Origin of the sequence: Mixta sp., assembly GCF_024610815.1 — a bacterium.
Taxonomy (GTDB): Bacteria; Pseudomonadota; Gammaproteobacteria; order Enterobacterales; family Enterobacteriaceae; genus Mixta; species Mixta calida.
The window spans coordinates 1-16,207 of sequence record NZ_JANION010000032.1 but is presented as its reverse complement, the minus strand read 5'-3'; the positions used below and the strand labels follow the sequence as shown (position 1 = coordinate 16,207).

10 protein-coding genes are annotated in these 16,207 nt (G+C 61.7%); all 10 read left to right on the top strand.

Translation table 11 applies throughout. The annotated features are described in order from the left end of the window. Positions 1 to 70 precede the first annotated feature (70 nt). The 10 genes from MYY08_RS01755 (at position 71) to MYY08_RS01710 (ending at position 16,199) form a co-directional block, all read left to right on the top strand. A complete protein-coding gene (locus tag MYY08_RS01755) occupies positions 71 to 1,324 on the top strand; it encodes an MdtA/MuxA family multidrug efflux RND transporter periplasmic adaptor subunit (RefSeq protein WP_288012729.1) in 1,254 nt (417 codons plus the stop codon). Continuing rightward, positions 1,324 to 4,446 carry an MdtB/MuxB family multidrug efflux RND transporter permease subunit gene (locus MYY08_RS01750; protein WP_038625264.1) on the top strand — a complete coding sequence of 1,041 codons (3,123 nt, stop codon included), beginning with the start codon at positions 1,324 to 1,326 and terminating at the stop codon, positions 4,444 to 4,446. The genes MYY08_RS01755 and MYY08_RS01750 overlap by 1 nt, the downstream gene beginning before the upstream one ends. Then, a complete protein-coding gene (gene mdtC, locus MYY08_RS01745; protein WP_038625263.1) occupies positions 4,443 to 7,508 on the top strand; it encodes a multidrug efflux RND transporter permease subunit MdtC in 3,066 nt (1,021 codons plus the stop codon). The genes MYY08_RS01750 and mdtC overlap by 4 nt, the downstream gene beginning before the upstream one ends. Before the next feature lie 51 nt (positions 7,509 to 7,559). Then, positions 7,560 to 8,972 (top strand): multidrug transporter subunit MdtD, encoded by a 1,413-nt coding sequence (gene mdtD / locus MYY08_RS01740; protein ID WP_288012727.1) that lies wholly within the window; start codon positions 7,560 to 7,562, stop codon positions 8,970 to 8,972. Next, a complete protein-coding gene (baeS, locus tag MYY08_RS01735) occupies positions 8,972 to 10,354 on the top strand; it encodes an envelope stress sensor histidine kinase BaeS (RefSeq protein ID WP_288012726.1) in 1,383 nt (460 codons plus the stop codon). The genes mdtD and baeS overlap by 1 nt, the downstream gene beginning before the upstream one ends. A gap of 10 nt (positions 10,355 to 10,364) precedes the next feature. Further along, entirely contained in the window at positions 10,365 to 11,069 is a 705-nt protein-coding gene (gene baeR, locus MYY08_RS01730) for an envelope stress response regulator BaeR (RefSeq protein ID WP_159378790.1), read from the top strand. Positions 11,070 to 11,182: 113 nt separating this feature from the next. After that, positions 11,183 to 12,565: a prephenate-dependent tRNA uridine(34) hydroxylase TrhP gene (trhP, locus tag MYY08_RS01725; RefSeq protein WP_288012723.1), complete on the top strand. Its 1,383-nt coding sequence runs from the start codon at positions 11,183 to 11,185 to the stop codon at positions 12,563 to 12,565. A 252-nt stretch (positions 12,566 to 12,817) separates the two neighbouring features. Beyond that, the gene (yegS, locus tag MYY08_RS01720; protein ID WP_288012720.1) at positions 12,818 to 13,717 is read left to right on the top strand and encodes a lipid kinase YegS; all 900 of its coding nucleotides are present in this window, start codon (positions 12,818 to 12,820) and stop codon (positions 13,715 to 13,717) included. Between the two features lie 246 nt (positions 13,718 to 13,963). Next, positions 13,964 to 15,178, top strand: a complete 1,215-nt coding sequence (manD, locus tag MYY08_RS01715; protein ID WP_038625257.1) for a D-mannonate dehydratase ManD — start codon at positions 13,964 to 13,966, stop codon at positions 15,176 to 15,178. Between the two features lie 10 nt (positions 15,179 to 15,188). After that, positions 15,189 to 16,199, top strand: coding sequence for a Zn-dependent oxidoreductase (locus MYY08_RS01710; protein ID WP_288012718.1), 1,011 nt, complete (start codon positions 15,189 to 15,191; stop codon positions 16,197 to 16,199). Positions 16,200 to 16,207 lie beyond the last annotated feature (8 nt).

Below are 16,207 nucleotides of genomic sequence, written 5' to 3'. Positions count from 1 at the left end.
CCTTTGCGGGCCGTGGCCTTGACGACCCGCCAGGACCTTTGACTACACTGCCGGAGAGCAATAAACCGCAATGAATGCCTCACGCCGTACTTCGAAAAAAATTTTGCTGCTGATCCTTATCGCGCTGGTCGCCGTCGCTGGCTACTTCCTGTGGCCGTGCGGCAGCGACGGCGGCGCTGAAAACGGGCAAAACGCGGGCGGTCAGACGCAGCAGCGCGGCAAAGGCGGCCGACGCAATATGCCGCTGGCGCCGGTGCAGGCGGCCACCGCAGAGACACAGAGCGTGCCGCAATACTTTTCCGGGCTGGGCACCGTCACCGCCGCCAATACCGTTACGGTGCGCAGCCGCGTCGACGGACAACTGATGGCGATCCATTTTCAGGAAGGACAACAGGTTAAGGCGGGCCAGCTGCTGGCGGAGATCGATCCACGTCCTTTTCAGGTCGCGCTCACCCAGGCGCAGGGACAACTGGCGCGCGATAAAGCGACCCTCGCCAACGCCCGGCGCGATCTGGCGCGCTATGAAAAACTGGCGAAAACCAACCTGGTTTCGCAGCAGGAGCTGGATACACAGCGTTCACTGGTGAGCGAAACGCTCGGCACCATTAAGGCGGACGAAGGCAGCGTCGCCAGCGCCGAACTCAACCTGAGCTACAGCCGCATCACCGCGCCGATAGATGGACGGGCCGGCCTGAAGCAGGTAGATATCGGCAACTATATTTCCAGCGGCGACACCACCGGGCTGGTGGTGCTGACGCAAACGCACCCGATCGACGTGCTGTTCAGCCTGCCGGAAAACACCATCCAGGCGATTATTCAGGCGCAAAAGGCAGGTCAGCCGCTGCGGGTGGAAGCCTGGGATCGCAGCAACAGCACGCTGCTGACGCAGGGCGAACTGCTGAGCCTGGACAACCAGATCGATACGACGACCGGCACCATCAAACTCAAAGCGCGCTTCAGCAATGAAGATGACCGCCTGTTCCCCAATCAGTTTGTTAACGCGCGTCTTAAGGTCAACACGCTGCACGACGCGGTGGTGATCCCGACCGCCGCTCTGCAGATGGGCAACGAAGGCAATTTCGTCTGGGTAGTGAACAGCGACAATAAGGTCAGCAAAAAAAGCGTGACGCCGGGCCTGCAGGATAGCCAAAAAGTGGTGATCAGCGCCGGACTGGACGCGGGCGAGCGCGTGGTGACCGACGGTCTCGATCGCCTGACGGAAGGCGCGACGGTGGAAGTGGTGGCGCCGCAGTCAACGCCGCTTGCCAGCGAAAAAGCGACCCAGCCGGCAAAAGGCAGTCACGCTAAAGGAGATCGCGGTTGATGCAGGTGATGCCTCCTGTCGCCACCGGCGGCCCGTCCCGTCACTTTATTCTGCGTCCAGTGGCCACCACGCTGTTGATGGTGGCGATTCTGCTGGCCGGTATCCTCGGCTATCGCTTCCTGCCGGTCTCCGCGCTGCCGGAAGTGGACTACCCCACGATTCAGGTGGTGACGCTCTATCCCGGCGCCAGTCCCGATGTGGTGACCTCGGCGATCACCGCGCCGCTGGAGCGTCAGTTCGGTCAGATGTCCGGGCTGCAACAGATGTCGTCGCAAAGCTCCGGCGGCGCGTCGGTGGTGACGTTGCAGTTCCAGCTGACGCTGCCGCTCGATGTGGCGGAGCAGGAAGTGCAGGCGGCGATTAACTCCGCCACCAACCTGCTGCCGAGCGATCTGCCGAACCCGCCGGTCTACAGCAAGGTAAACCCGGCCGATCCGCCGATCATGACGCTGGCGGTGACCTCCACCAGCATGCCGATGACGCAGGTGCAGGATATGGTGGAAACCCGCATCGCGCAGAAAATTTCTCAGGTCAGCGGCGTCGGTCTGGTGACCCTCTCCGGCGGCCAGCGTCCGGCGGTGCGGGTGAAAATGAACGCGCAGGCGCTCGCCTCGCTCGGTCTCGACAGCGAAACGGTGCGTACCGCCATCGCCAACGCCAACGTCAACTCGGCGAAAGGCAGCCTGGATGGGCCGGAGCGCGCCATTACTCTTTCGGCGAACGATCAAATGCAGTCGGCGGAAGATTATCGCCAGCTGATCGTCGCTTATCGCAATAACGCTCCGGTGCGGCTTGGCGACGTCGCCACCGTGGAACAGGGCGCGGAGAACAGCTGGCTCGGCGCCTGGGCCAACCGCCAGCAGGCGATTGTGCTCAACGTGCAGCGTCAGCCGGGCGCCAACATTATCGCCACCGCAGACAATATCCGCAGCCTGCTGCCTGAGCTGACCGCCTCACTGCCCAAATCGGTGGACGTAAAGCTGCTTTCCGACCGCACCACCAATATCCGCGCCTCGGTGCATGACGTGCAGCTGGAGCTGATACTGGCGATCGCGCTGGTGGTGATGATTATCTATCTGTTTCTGCGCAACGTGCCCGCCACCATTATTCCCGCCGTGGCGGTGCCGCTGTCGCTGATCGGCACCTTTGCGGTGCTCTATCTGCTCGGCTTTTCGATCAATAACCTGACGCTGATGGCGTTGACCATCGCCACCGGCTTCGTGGTGGATGACGCCATCGTGGTGATCGAAAATATCTCCCGCTATATCGAACAGGGCGAAAAGCCGCTGGCGGCGACGCTGAAAGGCGCGGGCGAGATCGGCTTTACCATTATCTCCCTCACCTTCTCGCTGATTGCGGTGCTGATCCCGCTGCTGTTTATGGGGGATATCGTTGGCCGCCTGTTCCGCGAGTTCGCCGTGACGCTTGCGGTAGCGATCCTGATCTCCGCCGTGGTCTCGCTGACGCTGACGCCGATGATGTGCGCGCGCATGCTGAGCGCGGAATCGCTGAGGAAACAGAACCGCTTCTCGCGCGCCAGCGAAGCGATGTTCGATCGCATTATCGCCCTCTATGGCCGTTTGCTGAAGCGCGTGCTGAACCATCCGTGGATAACGTTGGGCGTGGCGCTGGCGACGCTGGTGCTGACGGTGCTGCTGTGGGTATTGATCCCGAAAGGCTTCTTCCCGGTGCAGGATAACGGCATCATTCAGGGCACCCTGCAGGCGCCGCAGAGCGTCTCTTACGCCAGCATGGCGCAGCGCACGCGCGACGTCGCCTCGATTATTGAACGCGACCCGGCGGTGCAGAGCGTCACCTCGTTTGTCGGCGTCGACGGCACCAATCCGGCGCTCAACAGCGCCCGCGTGCAGATCAACCTCAAGCCGCTGGATGAGCGCGACGACCGTATCCCGGCGGTGGTGGCGCGTCTGCAAAGCGCGGTAGCGCGGCTGCCTGGCGTCACGCTCTGGCTACAGCCGGTGCAGGATCTTACTATCGACACCCAGCTGAGCCGCACGCAATATCAGTTCACTTTGCAAACCGGCTCGCTGGATTCGCTCAGCGAGTGGGTGCCGCAGCTGCTGGCGCGTCTGCGCACGTTGCCGCAGCTGAAGGATGTCAGCAGCGACTGGCAGGACAAAGGGCTGGAGGCATACGTGAAGGTCGATCGCGACAGCGCCAGCCGCCTTGGCATCAGCATGAGCGATATCGATAACGCGCTCTATAACGCCTTCGGCCAGCGCCTGATTTCGACGATTTATACGCAGGCCAACCAGTATCGCGTGGTGCTGGAGCAGGATACCCGTCAGTCGCCGGGGCTGGCGGCGCTGAACGATATCCGCATCGCCACCAGCGACGGCGGCGCGGTGCCGCTCAGCACCGTGGCGCAGGTGGAGCAGCGCTACGGCGCGCTGGCGGTGAATCACCTCGATCAGTTCCCCTCCACCACCTTCTCGTTCAACCTCAACGAGGGCTACTCGCTGGGCGAAGCGGTGAAGGCGATCGGCGAAGCGGAGAAAGATCTGGCGATGCCGTCGGAGATAATGACCCGTTTCCAGGGCAGCACGCTGGCGTTTCAGGCGGCGCTGGGCAGCACGGTGTGGCTGATCGTCGCGGCGATCGTGGCGATGTATATCGTGCTGGGCGTGCTGTATGAGAGCTTTATCCATCCCATCACCATTCTTTCGACGCTGCCGACGGCGGGCGTCGGCGCGTTGCTGGCGCTGATGCTCAGCGGACACGAACTGGATGTGATCGCCATTATCGGCATTATTCTGCTGATCGGCATCGTGAAGAAAAACGCCATTATGATGATCGACTTCGCCCTCGCCGCCGAGCGCGAACAGGGCAAATCGCCTTATGAAGCGATCTATCAGGCCTGCCTGCTGCGCTTCCGCCCGATTCTGATGACGACGCTGGCGGCGCTGCTGGGCGCGCTGCCGTTGATGATCAGCACCGGCGTCGGCGCGGAGCTGCGGCGTCCGCTCGGCATCGCGATGGTCGGCGGCCTGATCCTCAGTCAGGTGCTGACGCTGTTCACCACGCCGGTGATCTACCTGCTGTTCGATCGTCTTGCGCACTACGCGCGCCGTCGTCTGCAACGTGGGGAGGCGCGTTCGTGAAGTTTTTCGCGCTGTTTATCTGGCGTCCCGTGGCCACCTGCCTGCTGACGCTGGCGATTGCGCTGGTCGGCATTCTCGGTTTTCGCCTGCTGCCGGTGGCGCCGCTGCCGCAGGTCGATTTTCCGGTGATCATGGTCAGCGCCTCGCTGCCGGGCGCCTCCCCGGAGACGATGGCGTCGTCAGTGGCGACGCCGCTGGAGCGCTCGCTGGGCCGCATCGCCGGGGTCAGCGAAATGACCTCCACCAGCTCGCTGGGCAGCACGCGCATCATTATGGTGTTTGACTACGACCGCGACATTAACGGCGCGGCGCGCGACGTGCAGGCGGCGATCAACGCGGCGCAGAGCCTGCTGCCGAGCGGAATGCCGAGCCGCCCAAGCTGGCGTAAGGCCAACCCCTCCGACGCGCCGATCATGATTATGACGCTGACCTCGGAGGACTGGACGCCGGGCCAGCTTTACGACTACGCCTCGACGCAGCTGGCGCAGAAGCTGTCGCAGATCGAAGGCGTCGGCGACGTCACCGTCGGCGGCAGCTCGCTGCCCGCGGTGCGCGTACAGCTCAATCCGCAGGCGCTGTTTAATCAGGGCGTGTCGCTCGACGCGGTGCGCGCGGCGATCGCCGACGCCAACGTGCGTCGTCCGCAGGGCGCGGTGGAGAACGGCAACCAGCGCTGGCAGTTGAAAACCAACGACGAGCTGAAAACCGCCGCCGAGTATCAGCCGCTGGTGGTGCACTACAACAACGGCGCGGCAGTGCGGCTACAGGATGTCGCCACGGTGACCGATTCGGTGCAGGATGTGCGCAACGCCGGGATGACCAATGCCAAACCGGCGGTGCTGCTGGTAATCCGTAAAACCGCCGACGCCAACGTGATTCAGACCGTGGACCGCATCCGCGCGGAGATGCCGGAACTGCGCGAGATGATCCCCACCGCCGTCAGCCTGGCGATCGCGCAGGATCGCTCTCCGACCATCCGCGCCTCGCTGGAGGAGGTGGAGCAGTCGCTGGTGATCGCCGTCGCGCTGGTGATTCTGGTGGTGTTTCTCTTTCTGCGCTCAGGCCGCGCCACGCTGATTCCGGCGGTGGCGGTGCCGGTATCGCTGATCGGCACCTTCGCCGCCATGTATTTGTGCGGCTTTAGCCTGAATAACCTGTCGCTGATGGCGCTGACCATCGCCACCGGCTTCGTGGTGGATGACGCCATCGTGGTGCTGGAAAATATTTCCCGCCATATTGAAGCGGGAATGAAGCCGTTGCAGGCGGCGTTGCAGGGGGTACGCGAAGTCGGCTTTACCGTATTGTCGATGAGCGTCTCGCTGGTGGCGGTGTTTATTCCGCTGCTGCTGATGGGCGGCCTGGTGGGACGCCTGTTCCGCGAGTTCGCCGTCACCCTGTCGGTGGCGATTATGATCTCGCTGGTGATCTCCCTGACGCTGACGCCGATGATGTGCGCCTGGCTGCTGAAGGAGAAGCGCGAGGAGAAGCCGAAACGTTTCAATTTCAACCGGCTGCTGCTGGGCCTGCAAAGCGGCTATGGCCGTTCGTTGCAATGGGTGCTGGCGCGGGCGCGCTGGACGCTGCTGGTGCTGCTGGCCACCATCGGCCTGACGGTTTATCTCTACATCACCATTCCGAAAACCTTTTTCCCGGAACAGGATACCGGCCGGCTGATGGGCTTTATCTCCGCCGACCAGAGCATCTCTTTCCAGGCGATGCGCGGCAAGCTGGCGGACTTTATGAAAATCATTCGCGAAGATCCGGCGGTGGACAACGTCACCGGCTTTACCGGCGGATCGCGCACCAACAGCGGTTCGATGTTTATCTCGTTGAAGCCGCTATCCGAACGTCAGGAGAGCGCGCAGCAGATTATCGCCCGCCTGCGCGCCAAACTGGCGAAAGAGCCGGGCGCCAGCCTGTTCCTGATGGCGGTGCAGGATATTCGCGTCGGCGGACGTGAAGCCAACGCCAGCTACCAGTACACGCTGCTGTCGGACAGCCTGAGCGATCTGCGCGAATGGGAGCCGAAAATCCGTCAGGCGTTCAGCAAGCTGCCGGAGTTGACCGACGTCAGTTCCGATCAACAGGACAAAGGCGCGGAAATGGCGCTGATTTACGATCGCGAAAGCATGGCGCGGCTGGGCATTGACGTGTCGGACGCCAACGCCCTGCTGAACAACGCCTTCGGCCAGCGTCAGGTCTCCACCATCTATCAGCCGCTGAACCAGTACAAAGTGGTGATGGAGGTAGACCCGCGTTACACCCAGGATATCGGCGCTCTCGACCAGATGTTTGTCGTCAACGACGACGGCAAGGCGATCCCGCTCTCCTGGTTCGCCCGCTGGCAGCCCGCAAACGCGCCGCTGTCGGTGAACCATCAGGGGCTGTCCGCCGCCTCGACCATCGCCTTCAACCTGCCGGAAGGGGTGTCGCTGTCGCAGGCGTCGGAGACCATCGAGCGCACCATGACACAGCTCGGCGTGCCCGCCAGCGTGCGCGGCAGTTTCGCGGGCACCGCGCAGGTGTTCAAGGAGACGCAAAACAGCCAGCTCTGGCTGATAATCGCAGCCATCGCCACGGTCTATATTGTGTTGGGGATATTATATGAAAGCTATGTGCATCCGCTGACCATTCTGTCAACCCTGCCTTCGGCGGGCGTCGGGGCGCTGCTGGCGCTGGAGGGGTTTGGCGCGCCGTTCAGCCTGATCGCGCTGATCGGCATCATGCTGCTGATCGGCATCGTGAAGAAAAACGCCATTATGATGGTGGATTTCGCGCTTGAGGCGCAACGCAACGGCGGCCTGAGCGCGCGGGACGCGATATTTCAGGCGTCGCTGCTGCGCTTCCGCCCGATCCTGATGACCACGCTGGCCGCGCTGCTGGGGGCGCTGCCGCTGGTGTTAACCAGCGGCGACGGCGCGGAGCTCAGGCAACCGCTGGGGATCACCATTGTCGGCGGTCTGGTGATGAGCCAGCTGTTAACGCTCTACACCACGCCGGTGGTCTATCTCTATATGGATAAGCTGCGTCGACGCAAACAGCCGCTGACGGTCACCGGCTAACCGCCGCCGGGCCGAACGGCCCGGTCGTTCGACGCGCAACAGAGGCGAATTATGAAGCAAGCACAATCCGCATCGGTACGCTGGCAGTTATGGATCGTCGCCGTCGGCTTTTTTATGCAGACGCTGGACACCACCATCGTTAATACCGCCCTGCCCTCGATGGCGCGCGATTTAGGCGTCGACCCGCTGCAAATGCATTCGGTGGTCGTCTCCTACGTGCTCACCGTCGCCGTCACGCTGCCGCTCAGCGGCTGGCTGGCGGACCGCTTCGGCGTGCGCAACATCTTCTTTACCGCCATCGTGCTGTTCAGCCTCGGCTCGCTGTTCTGCGCGCTGGCCGGATCGCTGGATCAGCTGGTGCTGGCGCGCGTGCTACAGGGGTTCGGCGGCGCGATGCTGGTGCCGGTGGGCCGCCTGACGGTAATGAAGATCGTGCCGCGCGAGCAGTATATGGCGGCGATGACGTTCGTCACGCTGCCGGGCCAGATCGGTCCGCTGGTCGGCCCGGCGCTGGGCGGGGTGCTGGTGGAATACGCCAGCTGGCACTGGATCTTCCTCATCAACCTGCCGGTCGGCGTTCTCGGCGCGATAGCCACGATGACGCTGATGCCGAACTATTCATTACAGACGCGCCGCTTCGACTTTCCCGGCTTTCTGCTACTGGCGGCGGGCATGGCGACGCTGACGCTGGCGCTTGACGGCCAGCACGGCTCCGGCAGCTCGCCGCTGGCGCTGGGGCTGCTGATCCTCGCCGGGGTTTTTTCACTGCTGTTCTACCTGATGCACGCGCGCAACAACGATAACGCGCTGTTCAGCCTGAAGCTGTTCGACAACCGCACCTATTCCATCGGCCTGCTGGGCAGCCTGACCGGCCGCATCGGCAGCGGCATGCTGCCCTTTATGACGCCGCTGTTTTTACAGCTTGGGCTGGGCTACAGTCCGTTTCATGCCGGGCTGATGATGATCCCGATGGTGCTGGGCAATATGGGCATGAAGCGGATTGTGGTGCAGATCGTCAACCGCTTCGGCTATCGCAACGTGCTGGTCGGTTCGACGCTGGCGCTGGCGGTCGTGGTTCTGCTGTTTCCGCTGGTGGCGCTGATGGGCTGGGTCTGGGCGCTGCCGGTGGTGCTGTTTTTACAAGGCATGGTCAACGCCATCCGCTTCTCGTCGATGAATACCCTGACGCTGAAGGAGCTGCCGGATAACCTCGCCTCCAGCGGCAACAGCCTGCTGTCGATGATTATGCAGCTGGCGATGAGTATCGGCGTCACGCTCGCCGGTTTGCTGTTGGGCGCCTTCGGCCATCATGCCGCAGCCGACAGCGAGATGGCGCATGAAACCTTTATCTATACCTGGCTTTGCGTGGCGCTGGTAATCGCGCTGCCCGCGCTGGTGTTCTGGCGCGTGCCGAAACAGTTCAGTAAAAATGCGGCGCTGGGCCGCGGGAGATCGTCACGTTAATGGAGAGACTGCGTTTTGGCATCAGCGCGAAACTGTTTTGCGCCATTTTTTCTACCTGCATGCTGGTGCTGATCACTATGCACTGGGGCGTGCGCCTCAGCTTCGAGCATGGTTTTATCGACTACATCAAACGCGGCAACGAGCAGCGGCTGACGCTGCTGAGCGAGGCGCTGGCGGATCAGTATCAGCAGCACGGCAGCTGGGCGTTTTTACGCAACAACAACCGGCTGATGTTTTCGATCCTGCGTTCGCTTGAGCAGAACCCCGATGCCAATACGCATCTGCCGCCGCACGGCTGGCGCACCCAGTTCTGGATTATCGATCAGCGCTATCGCGTGCTGGTCGGCCCGCATTCGCCGGTGCCGCCGGAGGGCATTCGCCATACCATCACCACCGACAGCGGCCATGTGGTTGGCTGGGTCATCGGCTCGCCGCCGGAGCGTCTGACGCGCAGCGCCGACATTAATTTCGATCGGCAACAGCGGCGCACCAGCTGGCTGATCGTCGGGCTGTCGACGCTGCTGGCGGCGGCGGTCACCTGGCTGATGTCGCGCGGCCTGCTGGCGCCGGTGAAGCGGCTGGTGGCGGGCACGCACCAGCTCGCCGCCGGGCACTTCACCAGCCGGGTGGCGGTCAGCAGCAACGATGAGCTGGGACGGCTGGCGCAGGACTTTAACCGTCTCGCCAGCTCGCTGGAAAAGAATGAGAGCATGCGCCGCGCCTTTATGGCGGATATCTCCCATGAGCTGCGCACGCCGCTGGCGATCCTGCGCGGCGAACTGGAGGCGATGCAGGACGGCGTGCGCAAGCTGACGCCGGAGGCGGTCAGCTCGCTGCTGATGGAGGTCGCCATCCTCACCAAGCTGGTGGACGACCTGCACCAGCTGTCGCTGTCGGACGAAGGCGCGCTCGCCTACCGTAAAAGCCCAACCGACCTGGCGGCGCTGCTGGAGCTGGTCGCCGGCAACTTCCGCGCGCGCTACGCCAGTCACGGGCTGACGCTGCGGCTGGCGCTGCCGGAGCAGGCGCCCTTTTTCGGCGACCCTGACCGGCTGATTCAGCTGTTCACCAACCTGCTGGAGAACAGCCTGCGCTATACCGATCGCGACGGCACGGTGAGCCTGGCGCTGCACGCCACCGCCTCAGGCTGGCGCCTGCTGATTGACGATTCCGCGCCGGGCGTGGCGGACGCGCAGCGCGAAAAGATTTTCGAACGCTTCTGGCGCTCCGAAGGCTCGCGCAATCGCGCCAGCGGCGGCTCCGGGCTGGGTCTGGCGATCTGCCGTAATATTGTCGAAGCGCATGGCGGCGCGATGTCTGCGGATCACTCTGATTTAGGTGGACTGCAAATCAGGGTAGAATTGCCGCACGATAAACTGTGAATAGCCAGCGATGAATGAATTTACCCAGCCGTTGATTCTGATAGTGGAAGATGAGCCGAAGATCGCTCAGCTGATGATTGATTACCTGCAGGCGGCCAACTACCGTACACACCATCTGGCGCGCGGCGATGAGGCGATCGCCTTTATTCAGCAGACGCCGCCCGATTTGATACTGCTGGATCTGATGCTGCCCGGACTGGACGGCCTCTCCGTCTGCCGCGAGCTGCGACGCTTTTCCGATCTGCCGGTGATTATGGTGACCGCCAAAATCGAGGAGATCGATCGTCTGCTGGGGCTGGAGATCGGCGCGGACGACTATATCTGCAAACCGTTCAGCCCACGCGAGGTGGTGGCGCGGGTGAAAACCATCCTGCGCCGCTGCCGCCGCACGCCGGAGGAGAACGCTGCGCCGTCGCCGCTGGTGATCGACGAAGCGCGCTTTCAGGCGAGCTGGGACGGCAAAACGCTCGATCTTACGCCCGCGGAGTTTCGCCTGCTGAAAACCCTGGCGCAGGAGCCGGGCAAAGTCTTTTCACGCGAGCAGCTGCTCAACCATCTCTATGACGATTACCGCGTGGTAACCGACCGCACCATCGACAGCCATATTAAAAACCTGCGGCGCAAGCTGGAGGCGCTGGATGCCGATCAACCCTTTATCCGCGCGGTCTACGGGATGGGCTACCGCTGGGAAGCGGATCTGTGTCGTTTGATCTAGCGCAATTTACATCATGGGTTCAGCGGCTTAGAATTCTTCACCTTTAACGGGCCGTCAATTTTTCTGACGTCGCCCGTCCGCAATATCTGACCTGACATCAGACTGAGAACGCTATGTTTAAACCGGAACTCCTTTCCCCGGCCGGCACGCTGAAGAATATGCGTTACGCCTTCGCCTACGGCGCAGACGCCGTATACGCCGGTCAGCCACGCTACAGCCTGCGCGTGCGCAACAATGAATTCAACCATCAGAACCTGGCGCTGGGCATCCAGGAAGCGCATGCGCTGGGCAAAAAGTTTTATGTGGTGGTGAATATCGCGCCGCATAACGCCAAGCTGAAAACCTTTATCCGCGATTTGCAGCCGGTGATCGATATGCAGCCGGACGCGCTGATTATGTCCGATCCCGGCCTGATTATGATGGTGCGCGAGGCGTTCCCGCAGATGCCGATTCACCTGTCGGTGCAGGCCAACGCGGTCAACTGGGCAACGGTGAAGTTCTGGCAGCAGATGGGGCTGACGCGCGTGATCCTGTCGCGCGAGCTGTCGCTGGAGGAGATTGAAGAAATCCGTCAGCAGGTGCCGGAGATGGAGCTGGAAATTTTCGTCCACGGCGCGCTCTGCATGGCCTATTCCGGTCGCTGCCTGCTTTCCGGCTACATTAACAAGCGCGACCCCAATCAGGGCACCTGCACCAACGCCTGCCGCTGGGAGTATAAGGTGCAGGAAGGCAAAGAGGATGAGATCGGCAATATCGTTCATCAGTATGAGCCGATTCCGGTACAGGACGTGACGCCGGCGCTCGGCGTCGGTCAGCCGACCGACAAGGTATTTATGATCGAAGAGGCGATGCGTCCCGGCGAATATATGACCGCCTTCGAGGATGAACACGGCACCTACATCATGAACTCCAAAGATCTGCGCGCCGTGGCGCACGTTGAGCGTCTGACGCGCATGGGCGTGCATTCGCTGAAGATCGAAGGCCGCACCAAATCCTTCTATTACTGCGCGCGCACCGCGCAGGTCTACCGCCGCGCGATTGACGACGCCGCTGCCGGGAAACCGTTCGACCCGACGCTGCTGGCGACGCTGGAAGGGCTGGCGCACCGCGGCTATACCGAAGGCTTCCTGCGCCGCCATACTCACGACAGCTATCAGAACTACGACTACGGCTATTCCGTGTCCGATCGCCAGCAGTTTGTCGGCGAGTTTACCGGCGAACGACGCGGCGAACTGGCGCAGGTGGAAGTGAAAAACAAATTCGCCCTCGGCGACAGCCTTGAGCTGATGACCCCGGCGGGGAATCTGCATTTCACCCTGACGGCGCTGGAGAATAACAAAGGCCAGCCGGTCGAGGTGGCGCCGGGCAATGGACATATCGTCTGGCTGCCCGTGCCGGCGGATCTTGATATTCAATTCGCTCTGCTGATGCGCAACCTGAACGGCACCACCACGCGCAATCCGCACGGCGAGGCGAAAAGCATCGCAGCGAATTAATTTCCCGCCGTTACGGATCTTAGAATCCGATCACATTAGCCGGCGCGGTTTGCAGTTAACATCGCGCTTGCTAAAACGAGCAAAAATAAACAGCAGTCTGTACCAGGAACCACCTCCTTCGCCCGCCCGGCTCCCCCGTGCGGGTTTTTCTTTGCGTACTGCTCTTAAAGCGTCCCCCGCCCGCACCGCTTTTTTCCGCTTCTGTGCTATAAACTCAGGGATACTGCGTAATTTGCTGCCAAGGGAAATAGCATGGAAAAACAGGCTTTGACACTGGTGATCCTGAATGGAAAAGGCGCCGGCAATGAGGCGCTGCGCGAAGCGATCTCTGCGCTGCGTGAGGAAGGCCATCCGATCGCGGTGCGCGTCACCTGGGAACAGGGCGACAGCGAACGTTATCTGCAGGAAGCGGTGCAGCTCAACGCCGCTACGGTCGTGGCGGGCGGCGGCGACGGCACCATTAATGAACTGGCGAACGCGCTGGTAAAAATCCCGGCGGCGGCACGTCCGGTGCTGGGCATTCTGCCGCTCGGCACCGCCAACGATTTTGCCACCAGCGCGGGCATTCCTGAAGATCCCGAAGCGGCGCTGCGGCTGGCAATCCTCGGCGAAGCCGTCAATATTGACCTGGCGTGCGTGAATCAGGCGCGCTACTTCATCAATATGGCGACCGGCGGCTTCGGCACCCGCATCACGACCGAAACGCCGGAAAAGCTGAAGTCGGCGCTGGGCGGCGTCTCCTACTTTATTCACGGACTGATGCGTATGGATACGCTGAAGGCAGACAGCTGCGCCATCAACGGCCCCAACTTCGCCTGGACCGGCGATGCGCTGGCAATTGGCGTCGGCAATGGTCGTCAGGCGGGCGGCGGTCAGCGTCTTTGCCCGCGCGCCCTGATCAACGACGGCCTGCTTGATTTAAGCGTCGTCACCTCGCAAGAGCTGCTCTCTACGCTGCTGCACTCAATAACCAGCGACGAACAGAACCCGAATATCATCGCCGCGACCCTGCCGTCGCTGACAATCACATCCCCAAACGAGATGACCTTTAATCTGGACGGCGAGCCGCTCAGCGGCACCAGGTTCCATATCGAAGTCCTTCCCGGCGCGCTGGCCTGTCGTCTGCCGCCGCAGTGCCCACTGTTAACCTGATCGTTCTCCCGCCCGCCGCTCTGCCAGGGCGGGCGCCTCGCCTTTTCTCTGCTCCGCCGGTTTGCCCCCTCTCACGTTTTTATGCTGCACCGCGCAGTGAATAAGCCTTTTCGTCGCGCATTACCGCGCAGCAATTTGTAAAAACTGTGTGATCACGATCGATCATTCGCCCTTCTTTACTTGTATGGTAGTACGGTGGCGCTTAAATTTCAGGCATTCACTGTCGCAATCCATAAAGGTCGAAAAATGAAGATTGTTAAAGCCGAAGTATTTGTTACCTGCCCCGGCAGGAATTTTGTCACGCTTAAAATCACCACGGATGAAGGCCTTACCGGCATTGGCGACGCCACGCTTAACGGGCGCGAACTGCCGGTCGCCTCCTACCTGAAAGATCATATCTGTCCGCAGTTGATTGGCCGCGACGCCCATCAGATCGAGGATATCTGGCAGTTTTTCTATAAAGGCGCCTACTGGCGTCGCGGGCCGGTCACCATGTCCGCTATCTCCGCCGTGGATATGGCGCTGTGGGATATCAAAGCCAAAGCGGCCAATATGCCGCTTTATCAGCTGCTGGGCGGCGCCTCGCGCACCGGCGTTATGGTCTACTGTCACACCACCGGCCGCACTATCGACGAAGTGCTGGATGACTATGCGCGCCATAAAGAGATGGGCTTTAAAGCGATCCGCGTGCAGTGCGGCGTGCCGGGCATGAAAACCACCTACGGCATGTCGAAAGGCAAAGGCCTGGCGTATGAGCCCGCCACCAAAGGCGACTGGCCGGAAGAACAGCTCTGGTCGACAGAGAAATATCTCGATTTCACGCCGAAGCTGTTTGAAGCGGTGCGCGAGCGCTTCGGCTTCGATGAGCATCTGCTGCACGATATGCACCACCGTCTGACGCCAATCGAGGCCGCCCGCTTCGGCAAGCGTATCGAAGATTACCGCCTGTTCTGGATGGAAGATCCGACGCCAGCAGAGAATCAGGAGTGCTTCCGCCTGATCCGCCAGCATACCGTCACGCCGATCGCCGTCGGCGAAGTCTTTAACAGCATCTGGGACTGCAAACAGCTGATTGAAGAACAGCTGATCGACTATATCCGCACCACCATCACCCATGCAGGCGGCATTACCGGCATGCGCCGCATCGCCGATTTCGCCTCGCTCTATCAGGTGCGCACCGGTTCGCACGGCCCGTCCGATCTCTCGCCAATTTGCATGGCGGCGGCGCTGCATTTCGACCTGTGGGTGCCTAATTTCGGCGTGCAGGAATATATGGGCTATTCCGAACAGATGCTGGAGGTTTTCCCCCATAGCTGGAGCTTCGATAACGGCTATATGCATCCGGGCGAGAAGCCAGGCCTCGGCATCGAATTCGACGAGAAACTGGCGGCGAAATATCCCTGGGAACCAGCCTATCTGCCGGTAGCGCGCCTTGAAGACGGCACGTTGTGGAACTGGTAAGGAGACAAGCATGAAAAGCGTTGTCATTGAACAACCGGGCGAGCTGCGTATACAAACGCGTCCGCTGCCGGAACCCGCCTCAGGCGAAGTGCGGGTAAAAGTACGCTACGCCAGCATCTGTGGCTCCGACGTGCATATCTGGCACGGCCATAATCCGTTCGCACGCTACCCGCGCGTGATCGGCCATGAATTTTTCGGCGTGATCGACGCCGTCGGCGCGGGCGTTGACGCCGGACGTATCGGCGAACGCGTGGCGGTCGATCCGGTGGTGAGCTGCGGCCACTGCTATCCCTGCTCCGTCGGGCGTCCCAACGTCTGCCGCGAACTACAGGTGATCGGCGTTCATCGCGACGGCGGCTTCAGCGAATATGCCGTGGCGCCGGCCAGCAATGCGTATCGCGTCCCGGACAGCATCCCCGATAAGCTCGCCAGCCTGATTGAGCCGTTCACCATCGCGGCCAATATCACTGCGTTTTTGCAGCCTGCCGCGCAGGATGTGGCGCTGATCTACGGCGCCGGGCCGATGGGGCTGACGGCGATTCAGGTATTGAAAGGGGTATACGGCGTACGCCAGGTGCTGGTGGTCGATCGTGTGCCGGAACGTTTGGCGCTGGCGCAACAAAGCGGCGCCGACGCGGTCTTTAATAACAGCGAGGTGCCGCTGGCCGCGCAGCTGGAAGGCGTACAGCCGACGCTGATTATCGACGCCGCCTGCCATCCTGCGATTCTGGCAGAAGCGGCGGCGCTTGCTTCTCCGGCGGCGCGCATCGGGCTGTTGGGCTTCTCCGCCGAGCCCTGCACCGTGACGCAGCAGAGCCTGACCAGCAAAGAGCTGTCGCTGTTCACCTCGCGCCTGAACAGCCACCGATTCTCGCAGGTTATCGACTGGATCGAGCGCGGCGCTATTCAGCCGGAAAAACTGGTCACGCACTACTTCCCGCTGGCTCAGGTCGAGCAAGCGATGACGCTATTCGAGAAAGACCCACGTACCTGTTGCAAAGTCATTTTGTCCATTGAATAAGCCAGGGG

What these genes read in the sequence shown, in the direction of transcription:
- MYY08_RS01755 (WP_288012729.1), top strand. Translation starts at nt 71, where the DNA reads ATGAATGCCTCACGCCGTACTTCGAAAAAAATTTTGCTGCTGATCCTT.
- MYY08_RS01750 (WP_038625264.1), top strand. Translation starts at nt 1,324, where the DNA reads ATGCAGGTGATGCCTCCTGTCGCCACCGGCGGCCCGTCCCGTCACTTT.
- mdtD (WP_288012727.1), top strand. Translation starts at nt 7,560, where the DNA reads ATGAAGCAAGCACAATCCGCATCGGTACGCTGGCAGTTATGGATCGTC.
- baeS (WP_288012726.1), top strand. Translation starts at nt 8,972, where the DNA reads ATGGAGAGACTGCGTTTTGGCATCAGCGCGAAACTGTTTTGCGCCATT.
- baeR (WP_159378790.1), top strand. Translation starts at nt 10,365, where the DNA reads ATGAATGAATTTACCCAGCCGTTGATTCTGATAGTGGAAGATGAGCCG.
- trhP (WP_288012723.1), top strand. Translation starts at nt 11,183, where the DNA reads ATGTTTAAACCGGAACTCCTTTCCCCGGCCGGCACGCTGAAGAATATG.
- yegS (WP_288012720.1), top strand. Translation starts at nt 12,818, where the DNA reads ATGGAAAAACAGGCTTTGACACTGGTGATCCTGAATGGAAAAGGCGCC.
- manD (WP_038625257.1), top strand. Translation starts at nt 13,964, where the DNA reads ATGAAGATTGTTAAAGCCGAAGTATTTGTTACCTGCCCCGGCAGGAAT.
- MYY08_RS01710 (WP_288012718.1), top strand. Translation starts at nt 15,189, where the DNA reads ATGAAAAGCGTTGTCATTGAACAACCGGGCGAGCTGCGTATACAAACG.